Annotated in this window: 18 protein-coding genes; 11 read left to right on the forward strand and 7 right to left on the reverse strand. The window is 35.1% G+C overall.

The window, feature by feature from the left end:
• The first annotated feature begins 108 nt into the window (after window positions 1-108).
• The 3 genes from DB895_RS03775 to porT all read left to right on the forward strand — a co-directional run bounded on the left by DB895_RS03775 (window position 109) and on the right by porT (window position 3765).
• Window positions 109-591: a dihydrofolate reductase gene (locus DB895_RS03775; RefSeq protein ID WP_116724019.1), complete on the forward strand. Its 483-nt coding sequence runs from the start codon at window positions 109-111 to the stop codon at window positions 589-591.
• Window positions 592-2304: 1713 nt separating this feature from the next.
• Complete coding sequence (ubiE, locus tag DB895_RS03790; RefSeq protein WP_116724022.1) at window positions 2305-3036, forward strand: bifunctional demethylmenaquinone methyltransferase/2-methoxy-6-polyprenyl-1,4-benzoquinol methylase UbiE; 732 nt, start codon at window positions 2305-2307, stop codon at window positions 3034-3036.
• 24 nt (window positions 3037-3060) lie between these two features.
• On the forward strand, window positions 3061-3765 hold the full coding sequence (gene porT, locus DB895_RS03795) for a type IX secretion/gliding motility protein PorT/SprT (RefSeq protein WP_116724023.1): 705 nt from the start codon (window positions 3061-3063) through the stop codon (window positions 3763-3765).
• 32 nt (window positions 3766-3797) lie between these two features.
• Here porT and DB895_RS03800 read toward each other — a convergent pair whose 3' ends face one another.
• Window positions 3798-4532: an RNA methyltransferase gene (locus DB895_RS03800; protein ID WP_116724090.1), complete on the reverse strand. Its 735-nt coding sequence runs from the start codon at window positions 4530-4532 to the stop codon at window positions 3798-3800.
• Window positions 4533-4570: 38 nt separating this feature from the next.
• Between DB895_RS03800 and tamL the strand changes: the two genes are divergently transcribed.
• The 3 genes from tamL (at window position 4571) to accD (ending at window position 9226) form a co-directional block, all read left to right on the forward strand.
• Entirely contained in the window at window positions 4571-7132 is a 2562-nt protein-coding gene (gene tamL / locus DB895_RS03805) for a translocation and assembly module lipoprotein TamL (protein ID WP_116724024.1), read from the forward strand.
• 56 nt (window positions 7133-7188) lie between these two features.
• Complete coding sequence (fbaA, locus tag DB895_RS03810; RefSeq protein ID WP_116724025.1) at window positions 7189-8256, forward strand: class II fructose-bisphosphate aldolase; 1068 nt, start codon at window positions 7189-7191, stop codon at window positions 8254-8256.
• A gap of 115 nt (window positions 8257-8371) precedes the next feature.
• Complete coding sequence (gene accD, locus DB895_RS03815) at window positions 8372-9226, forward strand: acetyl-CoA carboxylase, carboxyltransferase subunit beta (RefSeq protein WP_116724026.1); 855 nt, start codon at window positions 8372-8374, stop codon at window positions 9224-9226.
• Window positions 9227-9474: 248 nt separating this feature from the next.
• Here the strand turns inward: accD and galE are convergent, their stop codons facing one another.
• Entirely contained in the window at window positions 9475-10488 is a 1014-nt protein-coding gene (gene galE, locus DB895_RS03820; RefSeq protein ID WP_116724027.1) for a UDP-glucose 4-epimerase GalE, read from the reverse strand.
• A 71-nt stretch (window positions 10489-10559) separates the two neighbouring features.
• Complete coding sequence (locus tag DB895_RS03825; RefSeq protein WP_116724028.1) at window positions 10560-11690, reverse strand: DegT/DnrJ/EryC1/StrS family aminotransferase; 1131 nt, start codon at window positions 11688-11690, stop codon at window positions 10560-10562.
• 99 nt (window positions 11691-11789) lie between these two features.
• Between DB895_RS03825 and DB895_RS03830 the strand changes: the two genes are divergently transcribed.
• The 3 genes from DB895_RS03830 to DB895_RS03840 all read left to right on the forward strand — a co-directional run bounded on the left by DB895_RS03830 (window position 11790) and on the right by DB895_RS03840 (window position 15704).
• The gene (locus DB895_RS03830) at window positions 11790-13034 is read left to right on the forward strand and encodes a 3-deoxy-D-manno-octulosonic acid transferase (RefSeq protein WP_116724029.1); all 1245 of its coding nucleotides are present in this window, start codon (window positions 11790-11792) and stop codon (window positions 13032-13034) included.
• Between the two features lie 49 nt (window positions 13035-13083).
• On the forward strand, window positions 13084-15234 hold the full coding sequence (locus tag DB895_RS03835; RefSeq protein WP_116724030.1) for a S46 family peptidase: 2151 nt from the start codon (window positions 13084-13086) through the stop codon (window positions 15232-15234).
• A 227-nt stretch (window positions 15235-15461) separates the two neighbouring features.
• Window positions 15462-15704 carry a hypothetical protein gene (locus DB895_RS03840; protein WP_116724031.1) on the forward strand — a complete coding sequence of 81 codons (243 nt, stop codon included), beginning with the start codon at window positions 15462-15464 and terminating at the stop codon, window positions 15702-15704.
• Between the two features lie 103 nt (window positions 15705-15807).
• Here the strand turns inward: DB895_RS03840 and DB895_RS03845 are convergent, their stop codons facing one another.
• The 4 genes from DB895_RS03845 to DB895_RS03860 form a co-directional block, all read right to left on the reverse strand.
• Window positions 15808-16179, reverse strand: coding sequence for a YegP family protein (locus DB895_RS03845; protein ID WP_116724032.1), 372 nt, complete (start codon window positions 16177-16179; stop codon window positions 15808-15810).
• Between the two features lie 180 nt (window positions 16180-16359).
• Window positions 16360-16905 (reverse strand): 2OG-Fe(II) oxygenase, encoded by a 546-nt coding sequence (locus tag DB895_RS03850; RefSeq protein WP_243694619.1) that lies wholly within the window; start codon window positions 16903-16905, stop codon window positions 16360-16362.
• Window positions 16906-17062: 157 nt separating this feature from the next.
• A complete protein-coding gene (locus DB895_RS03855) occupies window positions 17063-18664 on the reverse strand; it encodes a L,D-transpeptidase family protein (protein ID WP_116724091.1) in 1602 nt (533 codons plus the stop codon).
• A gap of 176 nt (window positions 18665-18840) precedes the next feature.
• A complete protein-coding gene (locus DB895_RS03860; protein WP_116724034.1) occupies window positions 18841-19797 on the reverse strand; it encodes an L-threonine 3-dehydrogenase in 957 nt (318 codons plus the stop codon).
• A 154-nt stretch (window positions 19798-19951) separates the two neighbouring features.
• Here DB895_RS03860 and DB895_RS03865 point away from each other — a divergent pair, with 154 nt between their 5' ends.
• Both DB895_RS03865 and mfd read left to right on the forward strand, forming a co-directional pair.
• Complete coding sequence (locus DB895_RS03865) at window positions 19952-20572, forward strand: hypothetical protein (protein ID WP_116724035.1); 621 nt, start codon at window positions 19952-19954, stop codon at window positions 20570-20572.
• Window positions 20573-20627: 55 nt separating this feature from the next.
• Window positions 20628-23933, forward strand: a complete 3306-nt coding sequence (mfd, locus tag DB895_RS03870) for a transcription-repair coupling factor (RefSeq protein ID WP_394336320.1) — start codon at window positions 20628-20630, stop codon at window positions 23931-23933.
• Window positions 23934-23946: the final 13 nt, after the last annotated feature.

Raw genomic sequence — 23946 nt, forward strand, 5'->3', positions numbered from 1 at the left:
TTTGTTCAACTATAATCTTCCGTTTAAGTGCCTTCAAAAACTAAAATAGCACATGGAGAATATAAGGAAAGTAGAATTACTATCTTACCCAAATTAAAATAAAGACGAATGGTTATACTTATCGCGGCTGCTGGAAAAAATAATGCTTTAGGAAAAAACAACGAATTGGTTTGGCATTTGCCTGACGATTTCAAAAGATTTAAGGCACTTACATCAGGACATCATATCGTTATGGGACGAAAAACATTTGAAAGTTTCCCAAGACCACTTCCAAACAGAACCCACATTATTATTACTCGCCAGAAAGATTATAATCCAGAAGGTTGCATTATTGTTGACAGTATGGAAAAGGCCCTGGAAATTTCACCCATAAATGAAGACGTTTATATTATTGGAGGTGGCGAAATTTATCAATTAGGACTGCCTTTTTCTGACAAGATAGAACTTACACGAGTATTTGAAACTTTTGATGCCGATGTGTTTTTTCCGGAGATAAATTTAGACGATTGGGATCTTCAACAGGAGGAATTTCATTCTAAAGATGAAAAACACAATTATAATTTTAGTTATCAAACGTATATTAGGAAATAGAAAACCACACGGGTATGGGATATTTGCAACTCACTAATACAACAAAAGTCGACATTAAAAAAGCGAATAGACTAATACAAAAAAGCCAACACCAAAATTAATTCTCTCGAAAAAATAAAGATGTCGGCATATTTGTGAGAATAATTCTCAAATGCCTCTAATACCAAATACCACAAAGGTACTAAAGGCGGAAAAATACTAAAATTTCCAAAAACAAATTTAAACCAAAGAACGTATTTTGCATTTCGTAATTAACATCTTCATGGATAGAGATGTCTATATTGTTTGATAGAACATGTTTCGATAATGAACGCAACCACTATTATATAATTCCGACTATGAAAAATTATTAAAATATGTTGCTTTTTGTATTACCTAATTATAGTGTAAAAATCAGAAATAAAAATAGTTGCCACAATACCTACATTTGATGATTTTGCCCTCACCAAAATTAGTGAGGATGAAATTTTGTTCTAATAAAACCATTAAATTAAATGGGGAACGTTATAATATATTTCAAAGTTTCTCGTTGTACATTTATATATAAAATAAACCAAGGAGAATTAGTTTCTAATACAAAATTTGATATGCTAAAATAAATATAACCAACATCAAAATTAATCCTGTCGAAAAAATAATGACGTTGGCATATTTGCGAGAATAATTCTCAAAAAAACCTTTAATACCAAATACCACAAAGGTAATAGAGGCGAAAAAAACTAAAATTTCCAAAAACAAATTTAAACCAAAGAACGTATTTTTAATTTCATAACTGAAATCTATAGGAATTGCGATGAATATGATTTTCACAAAAACATATCCAAAAATGAGTGCTAGCACAAACCATATAATTTCGGCTATGGAAAATCTTGAGAACATATCGATTATTTTTACTGTCTAATTAAAGTATAAAATTCAACTAATAAAAGAACAGCCACAATACCTAGGTTTAATGATTTTTCTGTCACCAAAATTAATGAGCCTATAAAAAGTTATCTGAATTCAAATAACAAATTAGGAAATAATCATAATTATTGGGGAGACTAAATGCTATCGACTTATATATAGGATGATAACTCCTCAAGTCATGAAACATGTTATTGGGGCAATTCAGAAAAATATTCTGCGGTTTTTTATTTATATTTAGGGGTACTAAATGAAGTAGTCTGTTTCCTTGAACAAAATCTGTTAAGTAAATATAACCAACACCAAAATTAATTCTGTCAAAAAAATAATGATGATGTTGGCATATATATGAGAATAATTCTCAAAACCCTTCAATACCAAATACCACAAAGATATTAAAGGTGGAAAAACTAAAATTTCCAAAAACAAATTTAACCAAAGAACATATTTTGCATTCTACAATTAACAGCTATAGGGGTTTAGATGTTAATCATGCTAACAAGAACCTACATGATAATGAATGCAAGTATTACCAGTAATATTTCGGCTATGAAAAATCTTGAAAGCATGTATTTACTAATTAAAGTGCAAAACTCAACAATAAAAACAAGTATCACAATACCCATATTTAGTGTTTTTTACCTCACCAAAATTAGTGAAAAGAAAAATCTTACAAAAAAAATGTGACCGCATTTACATAGAAAACGGAATTTTTTATTCAAGTAAAACTCACTTATAAAGTTTATTTATAATTTTAAAACTCATTTAGAGATTGTTCCGTTTGTATTATATTTGCAGAAAACAGAAATGTCAAAAAACATCACTCCTTATAAAGAATCTTCGTTAAGCAAAAAAGAACAAGTTGCCCAAATGTTTGATACCATTTCAGGGAATTATGACGGACTAAATCGTGTGATTTCTTTTGGAATCGACGTTAAATGGCGAAAAAAAGTACTCCAACTGGTCTCAGACACTAACCCAAAAACGATACTAGATATTGCCACCGGAACGGGAGATTTAGCCATATTAATGGCAAATACAAATGCCGAAAAAATCATCGGATTAGACATCTCAGTTGGAATGCTTGAAGTGGGTAAGAAAAAGATTGCCGAAAAAGGTCTTTCTGATAAAATAGAAATGCAATTTGGGGATTCAGAAAACATGCCCTTTGAAGACAATACTTTTGACGCAATTACCGTAGCTTTTGGAGTTAGAAACTTTGAAAATCTTGAAAAAGGATTGGGCGAAATTAAACGGGTATTAAAACCTAACGGAATTTTTGTCATATTAGAAACTTCAAATCCCACAAAATCACCTTATAAACAAGGCTATGTTTTTTACACTAAAAATATCCTTCCATTAATTGGAAAATTGTTTTCAAATGACAATGCCGCTTATGGTTATTTATCTGAATCGGCATCAGTTTTCCCATATGGAGAAGCGTTAAACAATATTTTGAGAAAAATTGGGTTTATAAATGTTGTAGATAGACCCCAGACTTTTGGTGTGGCGACCATTTATTCCGCTTCAAAAAAATGATACTGAAAATTATTCAGCATAAACATGAAAAAAACACTTGCTTTCGTTCTATTTCTCTCAATTTATAACGGACACGCCCAGTTTCCAGGAGGTACCTTTAGTAAAGACCCCATTTTAAACAATGAAAATTTTGATAAGCAAAGAGTCTATTGGGGTTATTTTTTAGGATTTAATTCTTATGATTTCAAATTTGAGTATAAAAATGTTGCCCCAGACATACAAGTAAAAACCACAACTGGATTTAACGTAGGTCTTGTTGGAGATTTGAAGCTGCACGACTACGTAAATTTAAGATTTGAACCCGGTTTATATTACACGAAAAGAAACCTTGAGTATGCCAACCAAACACGAAAAATTGATGCTACACGGGAAGTTGGTGCAACCAATATTCATTTCCCCTTGTTGCTTAAATTTTCTTCGATGCGAACAGGAAATGTAAGACCTTACCTTTTGGGAGGTCTGTCAACAACGTTAAATTTATCAAGCAATTCAAAATCAATAGATGATAATTTACAGCAACGATTTAGAGTAAAACCTTGGACTAAAAATTATGAAATTGGTTTTGGAGTCGATTTATATTTAGAATACTTCAAATTCTCTCCTTCTATACGAGGTGTTTTTGGAATAGGTGATGAATTGATTCGCGACAATGACCCAAATAGTCCGTGGACAGGAAATGTTGAATCAATGAAAACCCGTGCGGTCTTAGTCAATTTTACTTTTCATTAAAAAGATATACCTAGCCCTTTTGTCCCAAACAATTATAAGGAATTAAGTCTTCTAAACTCACTCAAGACAATTGCGGTTGCTGTAGCGACATTTAAACTCTCGGTCCGCTTCAAAATTCCGAATCTTGGTATTGTTAATCGTTTTGCGACCAACCGTTCGATACTTTGTGAAATTCCGTTGGCTTCATTGCCCATCACAATAATTCCTTGTTTAGGAAGTTCTTCTTTATAGATATTTTTTCCATCCATAAAAGTGCCAAAAATGGGCAATTCAGTAGTTTCTAAAAACGAATTCAAATCGACGTAATTTACATTTACTCTAGAAATGGAACCCATAGTTGCTTGAACTACTTTTGGACTGTATAGATCGGCCGTGGATGCAGAACAAACCAATTCTTCCACTCCAAACCAATCACACAATCGAAGTATTGTTCCCAGATTTCCCGGATCTCGAATATCATCTAAAGCTATTATCAATCCTTTTTGCTCTATATTTTTTTGTTTTGGAATTTTAAAAATGGCCAAACAACTATTGGCAGAAGTCAACGCACTAATTTTTTTTAAATCGCTTTCGGAAATAATTGTTTTTTTAGAAACTAAAACCTCATTAAAATCCTGTTGTGTCGTATATAAATGCACCAGTTCAAAATCGGATTGCAACAATTCTTGAATTACTTTTACCCCCTCGGCAAAAAATAATTGTTCGACAACTCGATATTTTTTTTGTTGTAAACTCGTTATTAATTTTATTTGGTTTTTACTAACCATGGAAATAATGTACTTTTGAATTAAATATTTCACAACCTTTGAGAAACGCCTTTACAAAAATATCATTATTTATTCTAATAGGAATACTTATATCCGCTTGCGTCTCGGAAAAAAGAGTCCCACAGGGCAAAAAACTTCTGGTAAAGAATGAAATTTCTGTAAATTCTAAGAAAGAAAAACGAGAAGCTGTGCACAATCAATTGTATCAAAAACCCAATACTGATCTTTTAGGTTACCACCTTCGACTAAATCTATATAATCTCGCAAATATAAAACACGATTCCACTTACAAAGCCAAGTTCATTGCCAATCCAGAAAAATACAAAAGGCTCTCCAAATGGCTTTCTGCCAAACAAGTAAACCGTTTAGGAGAATCTTTTTGGTATGCCGGAATACATGATTTCTTATCAAAATCAGGAGAACCTCCTGTAATTATTGACAAGAAAAGCGCTGATAAATCTTCCATCAGATTAAAATCCTATTATTTTAATGACGGCTATTTTAACACAAAAGCAAGTTATGAGGTTGATTCTATAAGTGCAAAAAAAGCAAAAATTAAATACACTATTACCACCGGAAATGCTTTTTTTATTGATTCGCTAAAAACAACCATCCTTTCCCCTATTTTAGACTCTTTATACGAATCCAAAAAAATAAATTCCACAATTAAAATCGGAAATCGATACCAAACAGAAGATTTTAAAACTGAAATAAACCGTATTACCACTAATTTTAGAAACAATGGGGCCTACCTTTTTCAACAAAATTATATCAATTTTGATATAGACACCATCAATAAAAAAAACAAAGTCAACATTAATTTAAAAATCAATAATTATTCCTACAGAGAAGGTGATTCTACAAAGACACAGTCTTTTAAAATCTATAAAATTAGTGATGTTAACATTTACACTGATTATTCCCCCAACAAAACCATATCAAAAGATAAAGACAGTACGAGTGTCACATTCAACAACTTTAATTTTTTTAGTAACGGTAAACTAAAATACAGGCCAAAAGCTATTGCTAATGCTGTTTTTATAACAAAAGGAGGGCTCTTTGCCGATTATAAAACCACATTAACATCGAGATACCTGAGCAATCTTAAAGTTTTTAATTACCCAACGATTCAGTATAATTTTGACGCTAGAGACAGTACAGGCAACTCCCTGATAGCCAATATTTATTTAACCCCAAGAAAAAAATTCAGCTTTGGAACCTCATTGGATTTAACCCATTCAAATATTCAAGATTTCGGAATTGTAGGAACCACGACACTCTCAATCAGAAATATATTTAATGGTGCCGAAACTTTCGAAGTTGCCGCTAGAGGAAATATAGGCTCATCAAAAGACCTAGCCAATCCGAACGATACTTTTTTTAATGTATCCGAATATGGAGTGGATATGAAATTAAATTTTCCGGGGATCTTTATGTTTTTTAATACCAATAAAATCATCCCAAAAAGCATGATTCCCTCAACCACATTAAGTATTGGATATGCAAAACAACAGAATATCGGATTGGATAAAGAAAATTTCACTAGCGCTTTTACTTACAATTGGACACCTAAAAGAAATAGCTTTTCCCGTTTGGATATCCTCAATATTCAATTTGTCAAAAACATTAATTTGAGTAATTATTTTAAAGTTTATGGATCTTCCTATAAAACATTAAACAAAATTGCCCAGTCCTATCCTACTGACCCTTCTTATTTTGACGACAAAAACAACTTAATTATAGAAAGTGGTACAAATGGGTTTTTAAGTAGTGCTTTAGATTCCAACCCAACAGTCCTATTAAATGAAATCGACAAGAAAAATGTGAATAGCATTAATGAACGAAAAACGAGATTAACCGAAAATAATTTAATTTTTGCTTCTAATTTTACATTCTCAAAAACAACAAAAACGGATATTAACGATGAGAATTTTTACATCTTTAAATCAAAAACAGAATCTGCCGGTAATTTATTGTCCCTTATTGCAAGTGCCTCAAAGCAACTCAAGAATCAGGGCGGAAACAACACTTTCTTAGAAGTAGAATATTCACAATACATCAAAACAGAGTTAGAATACATTAAGCACTGGGATTTAAGCCGAAAAAAGGTACTTGCCTTTAGAAGTTTCGCAGGAATTGCCATCCCTTATGGGAACTCTAATAGTGTTCCGTTTTCCCGAAGTTATTTTGCCGGAGGATCGAACGACAATAGAGCATGGCAACCTTATGCTTTAGGTCCGGGGAGAAGTGGAACCATTAATGACTTTAATGAAGCCAATTTAAAAATTGCAATAAGCACCGAATTTAGATTTAACTTTTTTGGGCAGTTTAACGGCGCTTTATTTGTTGATGCAGGTAACATCTGGAATGTAATGGATAATATCACCGATGAAAAAGCCGTATTTAGTGGTATAAAATCATTGAAAGATACCGCAATAGGCTCTGGATTCGGATTCCGATATGATTTTAGCTTTTTTGTTGTTCGACTCGATTTAGGATTTAAAACCTACAATCCTTCCAATGAAATAAACAAAAAATGGTTCCGGGATTATAATTTTAGCAACTCTATACTAAATATTGGAATAAATTATCCTTTCTAAATTTATAAATTATTATTTTTGTGAACTTTAATTTTTTAAACCTAAAAACAAACACAATGGCTCATAACATTAAACCTGGAGTTGCAACTGGTGACCAAGTTCAAGAAATTTTCAACTATGCAAAAGAAAAAGGATTTGCCTTACCTGCGGTAAACGTAATAGGTTCAAGTACTATTAACGGTGTTCTTGAAACAGCTGCTAAATTAAATGCCCCTGTTATCATTCAGTTTTCAAATGGCGGAGCTGTTTTTAATGCTGGAAAAGGATTGTCAAATACCAACGAAAAAGCGGCCATTGCTGGTGGAATTGCTGGTGCAAAACATGTTCATACTCTTGCAGAAGCTTACGGAGCAACTGTTATTTTACATACGGATCACTGTGCGAAAAAATTATTGCCTTGGATTGACGGATTGTTAGATGCAAGCGAAAAACACTTTGCAGAAACTGGAAAACCATTATTTAGCTCTCACATGATTGATTTGTCTGAAGAGCCAATCGAAGAAAACATCGAAATTTGTAAAGGATATTTAGCTCGAATGAGCAAAATGGGAATGACATTAGAAATCGAACTTGGAATTACAGGTGGAGAAGAAGATGGCGTTGACAATTCTGACGTTGACAGTTCAAAATTATATACACAACCCGCAGAAGTTTCCTATGCTTACGAAGAACTTTCAAAAGTAAGTCCTCGTTTTACAATTGCCGCATCTTTTGGAAACGTACACGGGGTTTACAAACCCGGAAATGTAAAATTGACTCCAAAAATATTGAAAAATTCCCAAGATTATGTTCAAAATAAATTCAACACAGGAAACAATCCAGTTGATTTTGTTTTTCACGGTGGTTCTGGCTCTACACTTGAAGAAATTAGAGAAGGAATTAGCTACGGTGTTATTAAAATGAACATTGATACTGATTTGCAATTTGCCTATACCGAAGGAATTCGTGATTATATGGTTAACAATGTTGAGTATTTAAAAACTCAAATTGGAAATCCTGACGGAGCTGATTCACCAAACAAAAAACATTATGACCCAAGAAAATGGATCCGTGAAGGGGAATTAACTTTCATCAAAAGGTTAGAAGAGGCTTTCGCCGACTTGAACAATGTAAACACCCTATAAATTATTAAGTTAAAAGTTATGGATTATGAGTTTTGTTTTAATTCATAATTTTATAATAGAATTTATAATTTTGAGCTTAACTCATAATTCATAATTCATAATTCACAAATTAATTATGGCTTGGTTTAAAAGAACAGAAAAAGGAATCACTACCGCAACCGAGGATAAAAAAGATGTCCCTAAAGGGTTGTGGTATAAATCCCCTACGGGGAAAATAATCGATGCCGAAGAATTGGCGCGTAATCTTTGGGTTAGCCCAGAAGACGATTTTCATGTAAGAATAGGTAGTGCCGAATATTTTGAAATTTTATTTGACAATAACGAATTTCAAGAATTAGACAAGAACTTGGTTTCCAAAGATCCATTGCATTTTGTGGATACAAAAAAGTATTCTGATCGATTGAAAGACGCCATGGAAAAAACCAAACTTAAGGATGCCGTCCGAACTGGAGTTGGAAAGTCTAAAGGTAAAGATTTAGTAATTTGCTGTATGGATTTTGCCTTTATTGGAGGTTCCGTAGGTGCAGTAGTGGGAGAAAAAATTTCTCGTGGAATTGATTATTCCATAAAAAACAATGTTCCTTTTTTAATGATTTCAAAATCAGGTGGAGCAAGAATGATGGAAGCTGCCTATTCCTTGATGCAATTGGCAAAAACTTCAGCTAAACTAGCTCAATTAGCCGATGCGAAAATTCCGTATATCTCATTGTGTACAGATCCAACAACTGGAGGAACAACGGCTTCTTATGCGATGCTTGGTGACGTAAATATTTCTGAACCCGGAGCCTTAATTGGCTTTGCAGGCCCTCGAGTTGTAAAAGACACCACTGGGAAAGATTTGCCAGATGGTTTCCAAACTGCTGAATTTGTATTAGAACACGGTTTCTTAGATTTTATAACTCCACGAAAAGAGTTGAAAGACAAAATCAATTTGTACATTGATTTGATTCAGAACAACACTATTAGATAAATTAAAATCCTAAAAATTAAATACCCCAAAAAGTCATACACTATTTGGGGTATTTTTTTGAAAAGAAAAGTCTAAGTACAATTATGAATTTAAACTTTGCAGTATAGAAGATGTTTAAAGACATAAGCCGAATCTAAAAGGAATGAGCCCGATACAATACCGAGCTCATTATTATCAATTTAATTGTAAATTTACCCTACCTTTTGGTTGCAGTCCAAGAAGAACATTTGGAATTTTATTTACTAAAACTAACCTCTAATCTTCTGTTCCCATTTCCAAGCGCTTGCTATTGCTTGTTCGAGTGTAGATTGCGCTTTCCATCCTAAACCATTATTTGCTTTATCGGTATTTGCATAGGCAGAAGTAACATCCCCATCCCTACGATCAACGATTTTATAGGGTAATTTTTGTCCGCTTACTTTTTCGAAAGCTTTAATTACTTCCAGCACAGAACTTCCTGTTCCGGTACCCAGATTAAAGGTTTCTACTTTTGCTACATTCTTTTTGTTAATCAAGCGTTGCAAAGCAATAACGTGCGCTCTCGCCAAATCAACTACATGAATATAATCACGCACTGCGGTTCCGTCTGGAGTTGGATAATCATCTCCGTAAACAGACAATTCTTTTCTTAGCCCGATTCCGGTTTGTGTAATAAACGGAACTAAATTCTGTGGAACGCCAATAGGCAATTCTCCTATTTCAGCCGATGGATGCGCCCCAATCGGGTTGAAGTAACGTAACAAAATTGCATTAATATTGGTTACTTTAGTAACGTCGGTAATAATTTCTTCACCTATTTGCTTGGTGTTTCCGTATGGTGACATCGCTACTTGAATAGAAGCATCCTCAGTAATGGGCATTCTTTCGGCTTGACCGTAAACCGTGCACGAAGAGCTAAAAATAAAATTAGCTTCTGGTTTTTGTTGCAGTTCCTGCAAAATATAAACTAGTGTATTGATGTTGTTTTCATAATACAACAACGGGTTTTCTACACTTTCTCCCACCGCTTTAGATGCCGCAAAATGGATTACTCCGGCAACGTCATGGTGTTTATTGAAGAAACTTTGTACCGATGCTTTTTCCCTTAAATCCATTTTTTCAAAAATGGGAGCTTTACCAGAAATGGCTACAATTCCTTTTAAAACTTCTTCTGATGAATTAGAAAGATTATCAATAATAACGACATCATAGCCTTCATTTTGCAATTCGACTACGGTGTGTGAACCGATGAAACCTAAACCTCCTGTTACTAATATTTTCATTGAATATTGATTTTTAATTTGTTAAGTCGGTTAAACGAATTATCTCGATTAGCCAATAATAAACCTTTTATCTATTTTAAAAACTCTAAAACGCTTTCTGTTATAAATTGAATTTGTTCGTCATCTAATTCGGTGTGCATTGGTAAAGAAAGTACTTCTTCTACCAATTGATTCGTTACCGGAAAATCACTTTCTTTGTAACGGGCATCCAAATAGGCTTTTTGTGAATGCAGCGGAATTGGATAATAAATCGCGCAAGGAATGCCTTTATCCAACAAATGTTGCATCAATCCATCTCTGTCGGCATCGATAATTCGCAACGTATATTGATGAAAAACATGATCGTCTCCGTTTAAATCAAAATCTGGAATTACAATTTTTGAATGTCCGTTAAAAGCAGCATTGTATTTTTTTGCTGCTTCACGACGGGCATGGTTGTATTCATCTAATAAAGGCAATTTGGCATTTAAAACTGCCGCCTGAATGCTATCCAACCGAGAATTCACGCCCACCACATCATGATGATATCTCACATACATGCCGTGATTGACTATTCCACGAAGTTTATGGGCCAAATCGTTATCATTAGTAAAAATAGCACCGCCATCCCCATAACATCCTAAATTTTTAGAAGGGAAAAAAGAGGTGGCTCCAACATGACCAATGGTTCCTGCTTTCTTTTTGCTTCCGTCCGAAAATTTGCAATAGGCTCCGATTGCTTGTGCATTGTCTTCAATAACGTATAGATTATATTCTTTCGCCAATTGCATAATCGCTTCCATATTTGCGGCACGCCCAAATAAATGAACAGGAACAATCGCTCTGGTTTTTGGGGTAATTGCTTTTTTAATTCCTTCAATCGAAATGTTCATATTGACCAAATCTACATCCACCAAAACAGGAGTCAGTTGTAATAAGGCAATCACTTCAACGGTTGCAGCAAAGGTAAAATCGGCAGTAATCACTTCGTCACCTGGCTTTAAATCCAATCCCATCATCGCAATTTGCAAGGCATCAGTTCCGTTTGCGCAAGGAATAACATGTTTCACATCGAGATATTCTTCCAGATTTTTTTGAAATTGATGAACATGCGGCCCGTTAATATACGTGTTAGTTTCTAAAACTTCTTGAATAGAGGCATTTACGGTGTCTTTTATTTTATCATATTGACTTTTGAGGTCAACCATCTGAATTTTTTTCATCTGCTTATAAATTATATGCTAGCAAAATTACTAATTTAATGACGGACAACAATGGAAATTCTGCAAAGTGATGTATTTTAGCAGCACAATTTACAAACTATGTTTTTTCTATACAATTTATTGCTGATTTTTGCTGGTTTTTTAATAAAAATCATAGCGTTATTCAGTCCAAAAGTAAAGCTTTTTGTTGATGGTCGAAAAACGGTTTTTAGCACTTTGTCCGACAAAATTAAAGCTTCTGACAAAACGATTTGGTTTCACGCTGCTTCTTTAGGCGAATACGAACAAGGCTTGCCTGTTCTGGAAAAAATGAAAAGTCAATTTCCAAATCATAAAATCGTATTGACTTTCTTCTCGCCTTCGGGCTATGAAGTACGAAAAAACAATGCCATTGCAGATGTTACGGTTTATTTGCCTTTGGACTCCAAAAGCAATGTTCGGCAATTCATGAAAATCGTTCGTCCTGATATGGCTTTCTTCATTAAATATGAATATTGGCCGAATTATCTGAATGAGTTAAAAAAGCACCAAATCCCAACCTACTTGATTTCGGGCATTTTCAGAGAGAATCAGTTATTCTTTAAATGGTATGGCAGTTTTTACAGAAAGGCATTGAATACTTTCGAACATTTCTTTGTTCAAAATTCAAAATCAAAAGAACTTTTATTGCAATTAGGCAAAACGAATGTCTCGGTTTCTGGCGATACCCGTTTTGATCGTGTGGCAGCCATTTTACAAAAAGACAATTCTTTGGATTTTATTTCGGATTTCAAAAATAATCAATTGACTGTTGTCGTGGGAAGTTCGTGGCCAAAAGACGAACATTTATTAGTCGATTTTATCAATTCGACCAAACATCCTGTAAAATTTATAATTGCACCCCACAATATCAAATCGGAGCAAATTCAAGAATTAAAAAACAACATTTCTAAAAAGACGGTTCTGTTTTCTGAAAAAGAAAACAAAAATTTATCGGATTTTGATGTTTTTATCATCGACACTGTTGGGATTTTGACTAAAATTTACAGCTATGCTGACATCGCTTATGTTGGCGGAGGTTTTGGGAATCCGGGCGTTCATAATATTTTAGAGCCGGCCACTTTTGGCGTTCCAATTGTTATTGGCCCGAATTTCTCGCATTTTGCAGAAGCGACTGCATTAGTAAATATGGAAGGCTGTGTTTCCGTTTCGAATCAAAATGAATTGAACGACACTTTTGAAAACCTAATTGCAAATGAGGACATTCGTCACGAAAAAGGACATATTTGTAGCACTTTTGTGGAAATGAATAAGGGGGCTACTGATGTTATTTTAAGACATATACTTAACGAAAACTTAAATTGATTTCAAAAAATCAAAAATCTTACATTGCACAATCAATAAAATACCACCTATGAAATTTTTAAAAATATTCTTATTCCTATTTATCATTCAGACCCAAGCCCAGCAAGGCGGCATGTGGATTCCATCGCTTTTGCAAGGAATGAACGAAAAAGAAATGAAAAGTCTGGGCATGAAAATGTCGGCTTCAGACATTTATGATGTAAACAAATCCAGTTTGAAAGATGCAGTTCCCCATTTTAATGGCGGTTGTACCTCGGAAGTGATTTCCCCAAAAGGACTATTATTGACCAATCATCATTGCGGTTTTGATGCCATTCAAACGCATTCATCTGTTGAACATGATTACCTGACCAATGGTTTTTGGGCCTATAAAATGGAGGACGAATTGCCAAATGAAGACCTAGAAGTCACCTTTATTGTAAAAATTGAAGATGTAACGGCTAAGGTTTTAGATGGTGTTGCAGCTTTAGGTACTGAGGTTGAAAAACAGAATAAAATTCAAGAAAATATTTCAATTTTAGGCACTTCTATACCGAAAGAAAGCGGGCAAGAGAATAAAATTAAAACTTTTTATGAAGGCAACCAGTACATGCTTTTTGTGACGGAAACGTTTAAGGATGTGCGTTTGGTGGGTACACCGCCTAGTTCCATTGGAAAATTTGGTTCGGATACTGACAATTGGGTTTGGCCACGCCATACTGGAGATTTTTCGTTGTTTCGGATTTACGCCGATAGGAATAATCGCCCCGCAACCTATTCAAAAGATAACGTTCCTTATACCCCAAAACATTTTTTACCAATTTCGTTAGACGGAGTTCAGGAAGATGATTTTACCTTAGTATTTGGATATCCGGGAAAGACAACCGAATATTTACCTGCCGTTGCCATTGAACAAATTATTAATGAATTGAATCCCGCCAAAATTGAAATTCGGGAAAAAGCTTTAAAAGTTGCTGATGGTTTTATGAGAAAGGACAATGCTGTGAAAATTCAATATGCTTCAAAATATGCGGGAATTGCCAATTATTGGAAAAAATGGATTGGCGAAACGCAAGGATTAAAAAAATCGGATGCGGTTGCCATCAAAAGAAAACAGGAAATTGCATTCCAAGAAAAAGTAATCAAAGCCGGAAAACAGGCAGAATACGGCACTTTACTTGCCGATTTTGAAAAAAATTATGCTGAAATCTCCCCTTATGCTTCAAGTAGGGATTATTTTATTGAAACCGTGTTGCGAAATACGGAACTGCTGAGCGTTACCTATAAAATGTACCAATTGGAACAAATTTACAACACTAAAGGAGAACAGGCCTTTACAGACAGGAAAAACAATTTAAGCAATGGTTTGGGAGAATTCTACAAGGATTTCAACAAAAACGTCGATGAAAAAGTGTTTGAACAATTATTGGAATTGTATGCAACCAAATCGCCGAAACAATTTTTACCGACTCATTTAATAAATATCAATGTCCAAAACTTGACAGCAGAAATTTACGGACAATCCAAATTAATAGATTACAATGGCGCTAAAGAATTACTGACAGGCGATTCTAAAACGGTTTTAGCCAATTTGAATACCGATAAAGCTTTTCAATTAGTAAAAGAAATGGCCGACAAATACCTGAAAGAAGTCGCTCCGAAATATGAGAAAATCAATTTGAAAATCACGGATTTGCAGCGAACCTACATGAAAGCACAGCTGGAATTGAACAAAAACTCCAGAATTTTCCCCGATGCTAATGGAACTTTAAGGGTCACTTACGGAAAAGTGAAAGGATACGAGCCAAAAGACGCTATCACATATAAGCCAATGACCTATTTAGACGGCGTTTTAGAGAAATACATTCCCGGCGACTATGAATTTGACGTCCCCTCTAAATTGATCGATCTATACCGTACCAAGGAATATGGACCATATGGAAAAAACGGAAAAATGCCCGTTTGCTTTATTGGAACCAATCATACTACAGGAGGAAATTCCGGAAGCCCGGCAATCGATGCAAAAGGAAACTTGATTGGGTTAAATTTCGACAGAGTTTGGGAAGGAACAATGAGCGATATTTACTATGACCCATCGATTTGCAGGAATGTAATGGTAGATATTCGTTATGTATTATTTATTATGGATAAATATGCGGGTGCAAAAAATTTAATAAATGAGTTAAAATTGGTACACCCTAAGGAGACAAATAAAAAGTAACATGTTGAATAATACCGTTTTCAATAAAAAATTCGAGCTTTTTATTGATTTATGCAGAAAAATAACGGTTTGTTCACCCACAGCCAGACTTTGGCACAGTAATTGTAAATAGTTTTGACGTTGCAACAGAATATTTTTTTGAAAAAAAATTGAAAAAAAAATTTACATAATAAAAAATTTATATCTTTGCCTCGAATTAATAATTAACCTTTTATAATTAAATTAAGATGAAAAAAGTATTTTTAAGTTTAGCCGTAATCGCTGCATTAACTGTAGTATCTTGTAAACAAGCTGAAGCTCCTGCTGCTGAAGAAGCTGTTGTAACTGAAGCTGCTGCTGTAGTTGATTCTGCTGCTGTTGTAGTTGATTCTGCTGCTGCTGTTGCTACTGATGCTGCTGCTGCTGCAACTGATGCTGCTGCTGCTTCAACTGAAGCTGCTGCAACTGCTAAAGAAGCTGCAAAAAAATAATTAGAAATTTATTTCTAAAGATTTTAAAACCCCGCTTTGCGGGGTTTTTTATTTGCCTATTTTAAAAACCAAAGAAAATCATGTTTTTCTCGTTGTTTCCTTTCTATATTTCACGCTCTATAATATCCAAATCAGAAAAAATGAAATCATCCGAGGAGAAATCTAACGTTTCGGCCTTTGAGGCGTATTGAACGATTTCATTGATTCCCTTCTGCAATCGCAATTCGGTGGTATATTTTCTGCTGGAAGCCAGTTCAATCTCATCAATTACAAGTTTAAAAAAATATTTCCCGTTAGACGATTTAAATTTTAGATACGTACTCTTTTCTATGGTTCCCTTTATTAACTCAATAGCCGCTTCGCATTTTTCTTGTGTAGCATAACTTAAGCTTGTAAATATGGTTTTCCCCTTTCTGGAGGTAAAAACAAACTTAAATTCCCCATTAAATCTTTTACTGATTACAAAAGCACCCATATTTATCTTTTTTTTGCGTAAATATAACTAAACTCAAGGTGGTGATTAAAACAATTACCAATTATAATTCTATAACTTATCCCAAAAACAAATGATTATGTAAAAAAATGCGCATGAAAAGGAATTGTCTCTAACTTTGGAAAATAAATATAGAGGTCAACCAAATAAATTTATATCGTGTTAATCCCACTTCAGCCAACCCGTAACACTCATGCGGCGTTCCTGAGTAACTAACACCTCATGCTCTAATTCGTTGCTTTTAAAGAAAATCGTTTTGCCCTGAGTGGGAGAAATTTTCTGGTCATACCCTGCTTGATGAACCAACAATTCACCTCCGTCCCTCTCTGTCCAGTTGGAGTTTAAATAGCTTATCATGGAAAATTGTCTACTGGAATTATCTTGAAACTGATTGAGATGATTTTTATAAAAACTGCCGCTTTCATATAACGAATAATGAAACTCATAGCCCGTTATTCCGGCATAGCAACTGCTGTTCAAATAGGCAATAAAAGATTCTATCTGCACAAAAAATTCATTTTCATATGGATTGTTATGCTTTTTGTCAAGCCAATAAATAGCATCGCTCCGCACTTTATCATTGTGAATCAGTTTATCGGCATTACCCGTTCCTGCGGCAACCAACAAATTGTTGTGGATAAGAGCCCGTAAATTTTCTTTCAAATGGCCAGCCAAAATATCACTTAAAAAACATTCCGAGATACCCACTTTATTTTCGATGTAAGATGCAATTAAAACTTCAAAATTGTTTTTCCTTGGGACACATTATTGCTTAATTAGAAAAACAATGGCACAAGGTAGTCTAAACAAAATGGCAGTCCCAAAAAACTAGAACATTATAATTAACAGCAAATCCATCCATGCTCTATTGCTCATAAATATAAGCCGCCAAGCGTTCATCACGATGGTACACATCATCATAGAAATAAATTGACCCTGCTTTATCAACCCAAGCGGTAAAATACCCTATATATACTGGAATCTTATTTTTGAGGGTATACCACGATTCGACCCCTCTGTTCATGGCTGCATCAATCTTTTCAGGAGTCCAGTTCTTATCATCTTTCAAAATAAGATTAGCCAATTCTCTAGGTTTCTCTATACGAATGCAGCCATGGCTGAAAGCTCTTTTTTCTTCGTTGAATAAATTTTTAGAAGGCGTGTCGTGCAAATAAATAGAATTGGTATTTGGGAACAAAAACTTAACCAGTCCAAGCGAATTTTTCGGCCCCGGTCTTTGTCTAATATTACCTCCGTTCCACTCCATATCATGTTGGGCAAGGTAATTTTTATTTTTGACCATGGCGGGCAATAGCTCTTTTTTAATAATACTATTTGGCACATTCCAATACGGACTGAACACTATATACTTCATATCTGCACTAAAAACAACAGTCTTATTCATGGCTTTGCCAACCACCACCTTCGATATTAATTCCGGTTTATTGTCCTTAAAATAGGTTAGACGATAGGACGGAATATTAATAAAAATGTATTCTTTCGATTTTTTGATACCGCTTGGAATCCATCGGCACCTTTCCATATTGACTATAATGGTTTTAATGCGTTCCTCCACTGATACATTCATGTTTGCAATATGTTTGGACGTAATAAGTGCATCAAGAGTATAACCATTTCCTTTTTTATACTTCAAAATCCCAGTCCTTAATTCCTCATCATACAAAGCACTTTTGGAATCTACTGAAACATCGCCAATAATAAATAACCGTTGCCTAATTTGGGCAATTGTTCCAGAACTATCCCCTGGTTTTAACGGCTCCATTTTCGGATCAAGGTCAATGGTGTTCCACCCTCCTTTTTTCTCCAATTCACGGTATTGTTGTAGCACTTCTCTAAGTCTATAATATTCCCCCAATACTTCTTTCTCGTCTTTGTTTATTAATGAAGGGTTAACTAATAAAGAGTCTAAATAATTGACATAGGATTGTTTTTTTCGAGGTAAATACCATCCCAGTTCTTGCGTTTTTTTTTCATCCAATCCACGATACACTTTATCGGCGTAAAAAAAATACAGTGACGACAACAATAACTCAGTGGTAACATCTGGTTTTTGCATATTGGCTGCATTTTGGAAAATTTCATCTAGTTTATATTTATACGGAACAACCGCTTCAATTCCTTCCGCTTCTATATTGTTAATCTTGCCGTACAACAAACCTCCCACCTCATTAATTCCTTTTTTGTCAAACCAAACATAATGATACTGATGTTTTTTATATAAGGCTTCCACATCAGATTGATAGCTTTTCAACTTTGGATGATTCACGAAAAATGGCGCCACTAATGTACTGTCAAAGTTTGCCTCATCATCCTCTTTTAAGTTTTTTTGAGCAAAAATCGACTTTACCCTCGATACTATTGCCTGATTTTCATTCTTTTTACAAGAACTATTGGCAAATGAAAAACCAAAAGCAACAATAACCATAGGCAAAATAAACTTTCTCATACTTTGAAACATATTTACGTAAGCGTTTATAAAAATACAAAAACTCAAATTAGCATATCCAATAAATGTTGCTTAATTCCTTGATATAAAACAAAAAACTAGGCATTAAATTGACCCCCAATTATCTTCCAGAACCAAAATAACTATTGAAACCCTATCGATTGAAAAGTTTAAAACTAGATAAAATTTGGATGGTTTTTCAAATTCTCCAACATGGCAAGTGTTGTGTTGACCAAATCAAATTCAGGTTCCCAACCCCAATCCTTTCTGGCCTCGCTGTCATCAATACTCGCTGGCCAACTGTCTGCAATCTGCTGACGAGAGTCTGGATTATAAGTTATCTCAAAATCTGGAAGATGTTTTCTAATTTCAGAAGCAAGCTCAGATGGTGTAAAACTCATAGCGGCCAAATTATAAGAAGAACGAATCTTAATGAGTTCCGCCTCTGACTGCATAATTTTGATAGTAGCCTGGATTGCGTCATCCATATACATCATCGGCATTTTAGTTTTCGAAGCAAGAAAACAGTCATATTTTCCGTTTGACAATGCTTTATGAAAAATATCCACTGCATAATCTGTAGTACCACCACCAGGGGGAGAAGACCAACTTATCAATCCCGGATACCGAACACTTCGCACATCCACACCAAAAACATGATGGTAATATTCACACCACCGCTCCCCGGATTGTTTGCTGATCCCATACACTGTTGTGGGTTCCATAATCGTATATTGAGGCGTGTGTTCTTTAGGTGTGGTAGGGCCAAAAACAGCAATACTCGAAGGCCAAAATACCTTTTTAATTTTCTTGGCTTTGGCCAAATTCAACACGTGAAAAAGGGAATTCATATTTAAATCCCATGCAAATGCAGGATTTTTTTCGGCTGTGGCTGACAATAGAGCGGCCATTAAATAGACATCCGTAATATTATGAATCTCTACTAAATGCTGAATCTGATTGTAATCTAATGCGTTGACCACTTCAAAAGGACCAGAATTTACTACATCGGTATTCATTTTCCGGATATCGGAAGCGACAACATTATTTGTACCATAAATCTGTCGAAGTTTTTGGGTTAATTCGGTACCTATTTGCCCACAAGCCCCAATAATTAGAATTTTGGTTTCCATTTTTATAGCATTTTAAAATGTAAATATAACGATTTCGTAAAGTATACGTATCCCATTTCGTTCCAATTTATTTTAACAAAATTAAAGCTAACAATAGGCCAACTGTTTTAACTTTCCTTTTACCTTTGTAACTTTGCAATCAAAACCAAGACGAATGAAATTCAATTGTTCCCGTATTCTTTTTTTATTCCTTTCCCTTGTTTGCTTCTCTACTTCGCTGACATTCGTTTCGTGCAATGACAATGCGGAAAAACGAGATGCAGAGAACATGAAGGATGCTAAGAAAAAAGAAATCATTTTTGAGAACATCAATAAAGGATGGAATTTTTCTAATCCTAGATTAGTTCCCGCCTCCCAATCCATAGTAAATAAGTGGAACGAATGGCGGCAGTTTGTAGAGGAATTAAATCTAAAACCTAAAAGTTCTATAGGTGCTTTCCAGAAAAAAGCTAAAACCTTATCTAAAAAGGTATCGGATTTAAACAATACCATTCCGGCTCCATTCAATAAGCCGGAAATAAAAAGCAGAATTTCGGTGCTGACTACTAAAATCAACGCCATCAATTTGTTCATCAATTTAGACGACATTCCAGATCAAAAAGTGGTGACTTTAGTTTCAGAAATCAATCAGGAAATGCTTTCATTGACCCAACAAATGGACGAAATTATCAGAAAAAATGCCATTCCTAAAGAAGAAGGCGAATCAGACATGATACGGATGTTAGACACCTCTCGTGCGATTCCGTCAGTTAAAAAAGATAAAATTTTACCGTAAATTGAGTAAAGCTAATTTATTAAACACCTACGCCAATTCGCCAAAAGTCAAGCAAATTATAGATTGTTTGCAAACACCCGAACAAAAAATTCACCTTAATGGATTGATTGGTTCATCACTTTCGTTTGTGATTCAGTCCCTTTTCACGAAAACTGAAAAACCTTTTTTGGTTTTACTCAACGACAAAGAAGAAGCTGCCTATTATTTGAACGATTTAGAACAACTCATAGGGGAGCAAGATGTATTATTTTACCCAGGTTCTTATCGTCGTCCCTATCAAATAGAAGATACCGATAATGCCAATGTTTTGCTTCGAGCCGAAGTATTGAACCGCATTAATTCCCGCAAAAAACCAGCCGTAATTGTCTCCTATCCCGAAGCCCTTTTTGAAAAAGTGGTAACCAAAAAAGAGCTGGACAAAAATACCTTAAAAGTAGCCGTTGGCGACAAGATTTCTATTGAATTCATCAATGAAGTGTTGTTTGAATATGAATTCAAGCGCGTTGATTTCATCACTGAACCCGGAGAATTTTCCGTTCGTGGTGGTATTATTGACGTTTTTTCTTTTTCGAATGACAATCCATACCGAATTGAATTTTTTGGAAACGAAGTCGACAGCATTCGAAGTTTTGACGTAGAAACACAACTCTCTATCGAAAAGCAAAATAAAATCACGATTATTCCCAATGTCGAGAATAAATTCTTTCAGGAAAACAGAGAAAGTTTTCTGGAATATATCAGCAACAAAACCATCCTTTGCATCCAGAATACAGAGTTGCTTTTGTCCAAATTAGACAAATTATTTGGCAAAGCCGATGAAATTTTTAAAAACCTGAATGCTACTGTAAGCCATGTAGAACCGGGACAGTTGTTCGTAAACCAAACGGAATTCGTCAAGAAAAGTTTGGATTTTTCAATCCTTGAATTAAGTTCTAAACCCATTTACAGAATCCAGAAAACATTCGAATTTCATATTCAACCTCAACCTTCGTTCAACAAACAATTCGATTTGCTGTTAAACAATTTGAACGACAACCATTTTAATGGGTATAAAAACTATCTTTTTTGTTCCAATGATGCCCAGGCTAAAAGGTTCCATGATATTTTTGAAACCCTAGATGAAGCCAATCATGAAAGCATTCGCAAGCAGTACAACACCATCACTTTGCCCTTATATCAAGGTTTTATAGATGAGGAAAACCAAATTGCCTGTTATACCGACCATCAAATTTTTGAACGCTATCACAAATTCAGCATCAAAAATAATTATTCGAAAAAGCAAACCATCACCTTAAAGGAGCTCACCACGCTTTCTGTTGGCGATTACGTCACGCACATCGATCACGGAATTGGTAGGTTTGGTGGTTTGCAAAAAATTCAGGTCGAAGGCAAAACCCAGGAAGCTATCAAACTCGTTTATGCCGATAATGACATCGTGTACGTGAGCATCCATTCGTTGTATAAGATTTCGAAATACAACGGCAAGGACGGCACACCTCCTAAAATTTATAAACTCGGCTCGAATGCTTGGAAAGTTTTAAAACAAAAAACCAAAGCCCGAGTAAAACATATCGCGTTCAACCTGATTCAATTGTACGCCAAGCGAAGATTGGAAAAAGGGTTTCGGTACGCTCCCGACAGTTATTTGCAGGCCGAACTGGAAAGCTCGTTCATCTATGAAGATACACCCGACCAAACCAAATCGACAGCAGAAGTCAAATCCGATATGGAAAGTGATCGCCCTATGGATCGTTTGGTTTGCGGTGACGTAGGTTTCGGGAAAACCGAAGTCGCAATTCGTGCGGCTTTTAAAGCCGTCGATAACGGAAAACAAGTAGCCGTTTTGGTTCCCACAACCATTTTGGCCTACCAACATTTCAGGACTTTTACCGAACGATTAAAGGAAATGCCCGTTTCTGTGGGATATTTGAATCGGTTTAGAACCGCCAAGCAAAAAGCAGAAACACTCAAACAATTAGCTGAAGGCAAACTCGACATTGTCATAGGAACGCATCAATTAGTCAATAAAAATGTGGTTTTTAAAGATTTGGGATTGCTGATTGTCGATGAAGAACAAAAATTTGGCGTCAACGTCAAAGACAAATTAAAAACCATTGCCGCCAATGTGGATACGCTAACATTAACCGCAACGCCTATCCCAAGAACCTTACAGTTTTCATTGATGGCTGCAAGGGATTTATCGGTTATAACCACGCCTCCACCCAATCGTTATCCGATAGAAACCAATGTGGTTGGTTTTAGCGAAGAGTTGATTCGGGATGCAATTTCGTATGAAATTCAGCGCAACGGACAGGTTTTTTTCATTAACAACAGAATTGAAAACATCAAGGAAGTGGCTGGAATGATTCAGCGTTTGGTTCCGGATGCCCGAGTAGGAATTGGTCACGGCCAAATGGAAGGCAGCAAACTCGAGGAATTGATGTTGGCTTTTATGAATGGTGAATTCGATGTTTTAGTGGCTACCACAATTATCGAAAGCGGATTGGATGTGCCGAATGCCAACACGATTTTCATTAACAATGCCAATAATTTTGGTCTATCCGATTTGCATCAAATGCGGGGTCGTGTGGGACGTAGCAACAAAAAAGCGTTTTGCTATTTCATTTGTCCGCCGTATTCAGCCATGACGGATGATGCCCGAAAACGAATTCAAGCATTAGAACAATTTAGTGAACTCGGCAGCGGATTTAACATTGCCATGAAGGATTTAGAAATTCGTGGTGCCGGCGATTTATTGGGTGGTGAACAAAGCGGATTCATTAATGAAATAGGTTTTGACACCTATCAAAAAATAATGAATGAAGCCATTGAAGAACTCAAGGAAAACGAATTTAAAGAGTTGTATGCAGATGAAGAAAAACCCGAAAAAGAATACGTGAAAGACCTACAGATTGACACTGATTTTGAGTTGTTGTTTCCAGACGAATACATCAATAACATAACTGAACGACTGAATTTGTACAACGAGCTGAGCTTAATTAAAGACGAGGAAACGTTGTTGGCTTATGAAACCAAACTCATTGACCGTTTTGGTCTCTTGCCAAAGCAGGCTATTTCGCTACTGAACAGTATTAAAATAAAATGGATTGCCACTAAACTTGGCGTCGAAAAACTGGTGATGAAACAAGGCAAGATGATTTACTATTTCGTTTCCGACCAGCAAAGCAATTATTATACTTCGCCACAATTTCACAAAGTGTTGCAGTTTGTGCAAAAACAACCGCAATTGTGCAAAATGAAAGAGAAACAGACACCGAATGGCTTAAGATTACTATTGACTTTTGAGCATGTAAAAAGCATTCGGAAAGCGCTGGAGTTGATGGAGTTAATGCAAGGATGATAAGATAATAGCT

Origin of the sequence: Flavobacterium psychrotolerans, from assembly GCF_003097635.1 — a bacterium.
GTDB lineage: Bacteria > Bacteroidota > Bacteroidia > Flavobacteriales > Flavobacteriaceae > Flavobacterium > Flavobacterium psychrotolerans.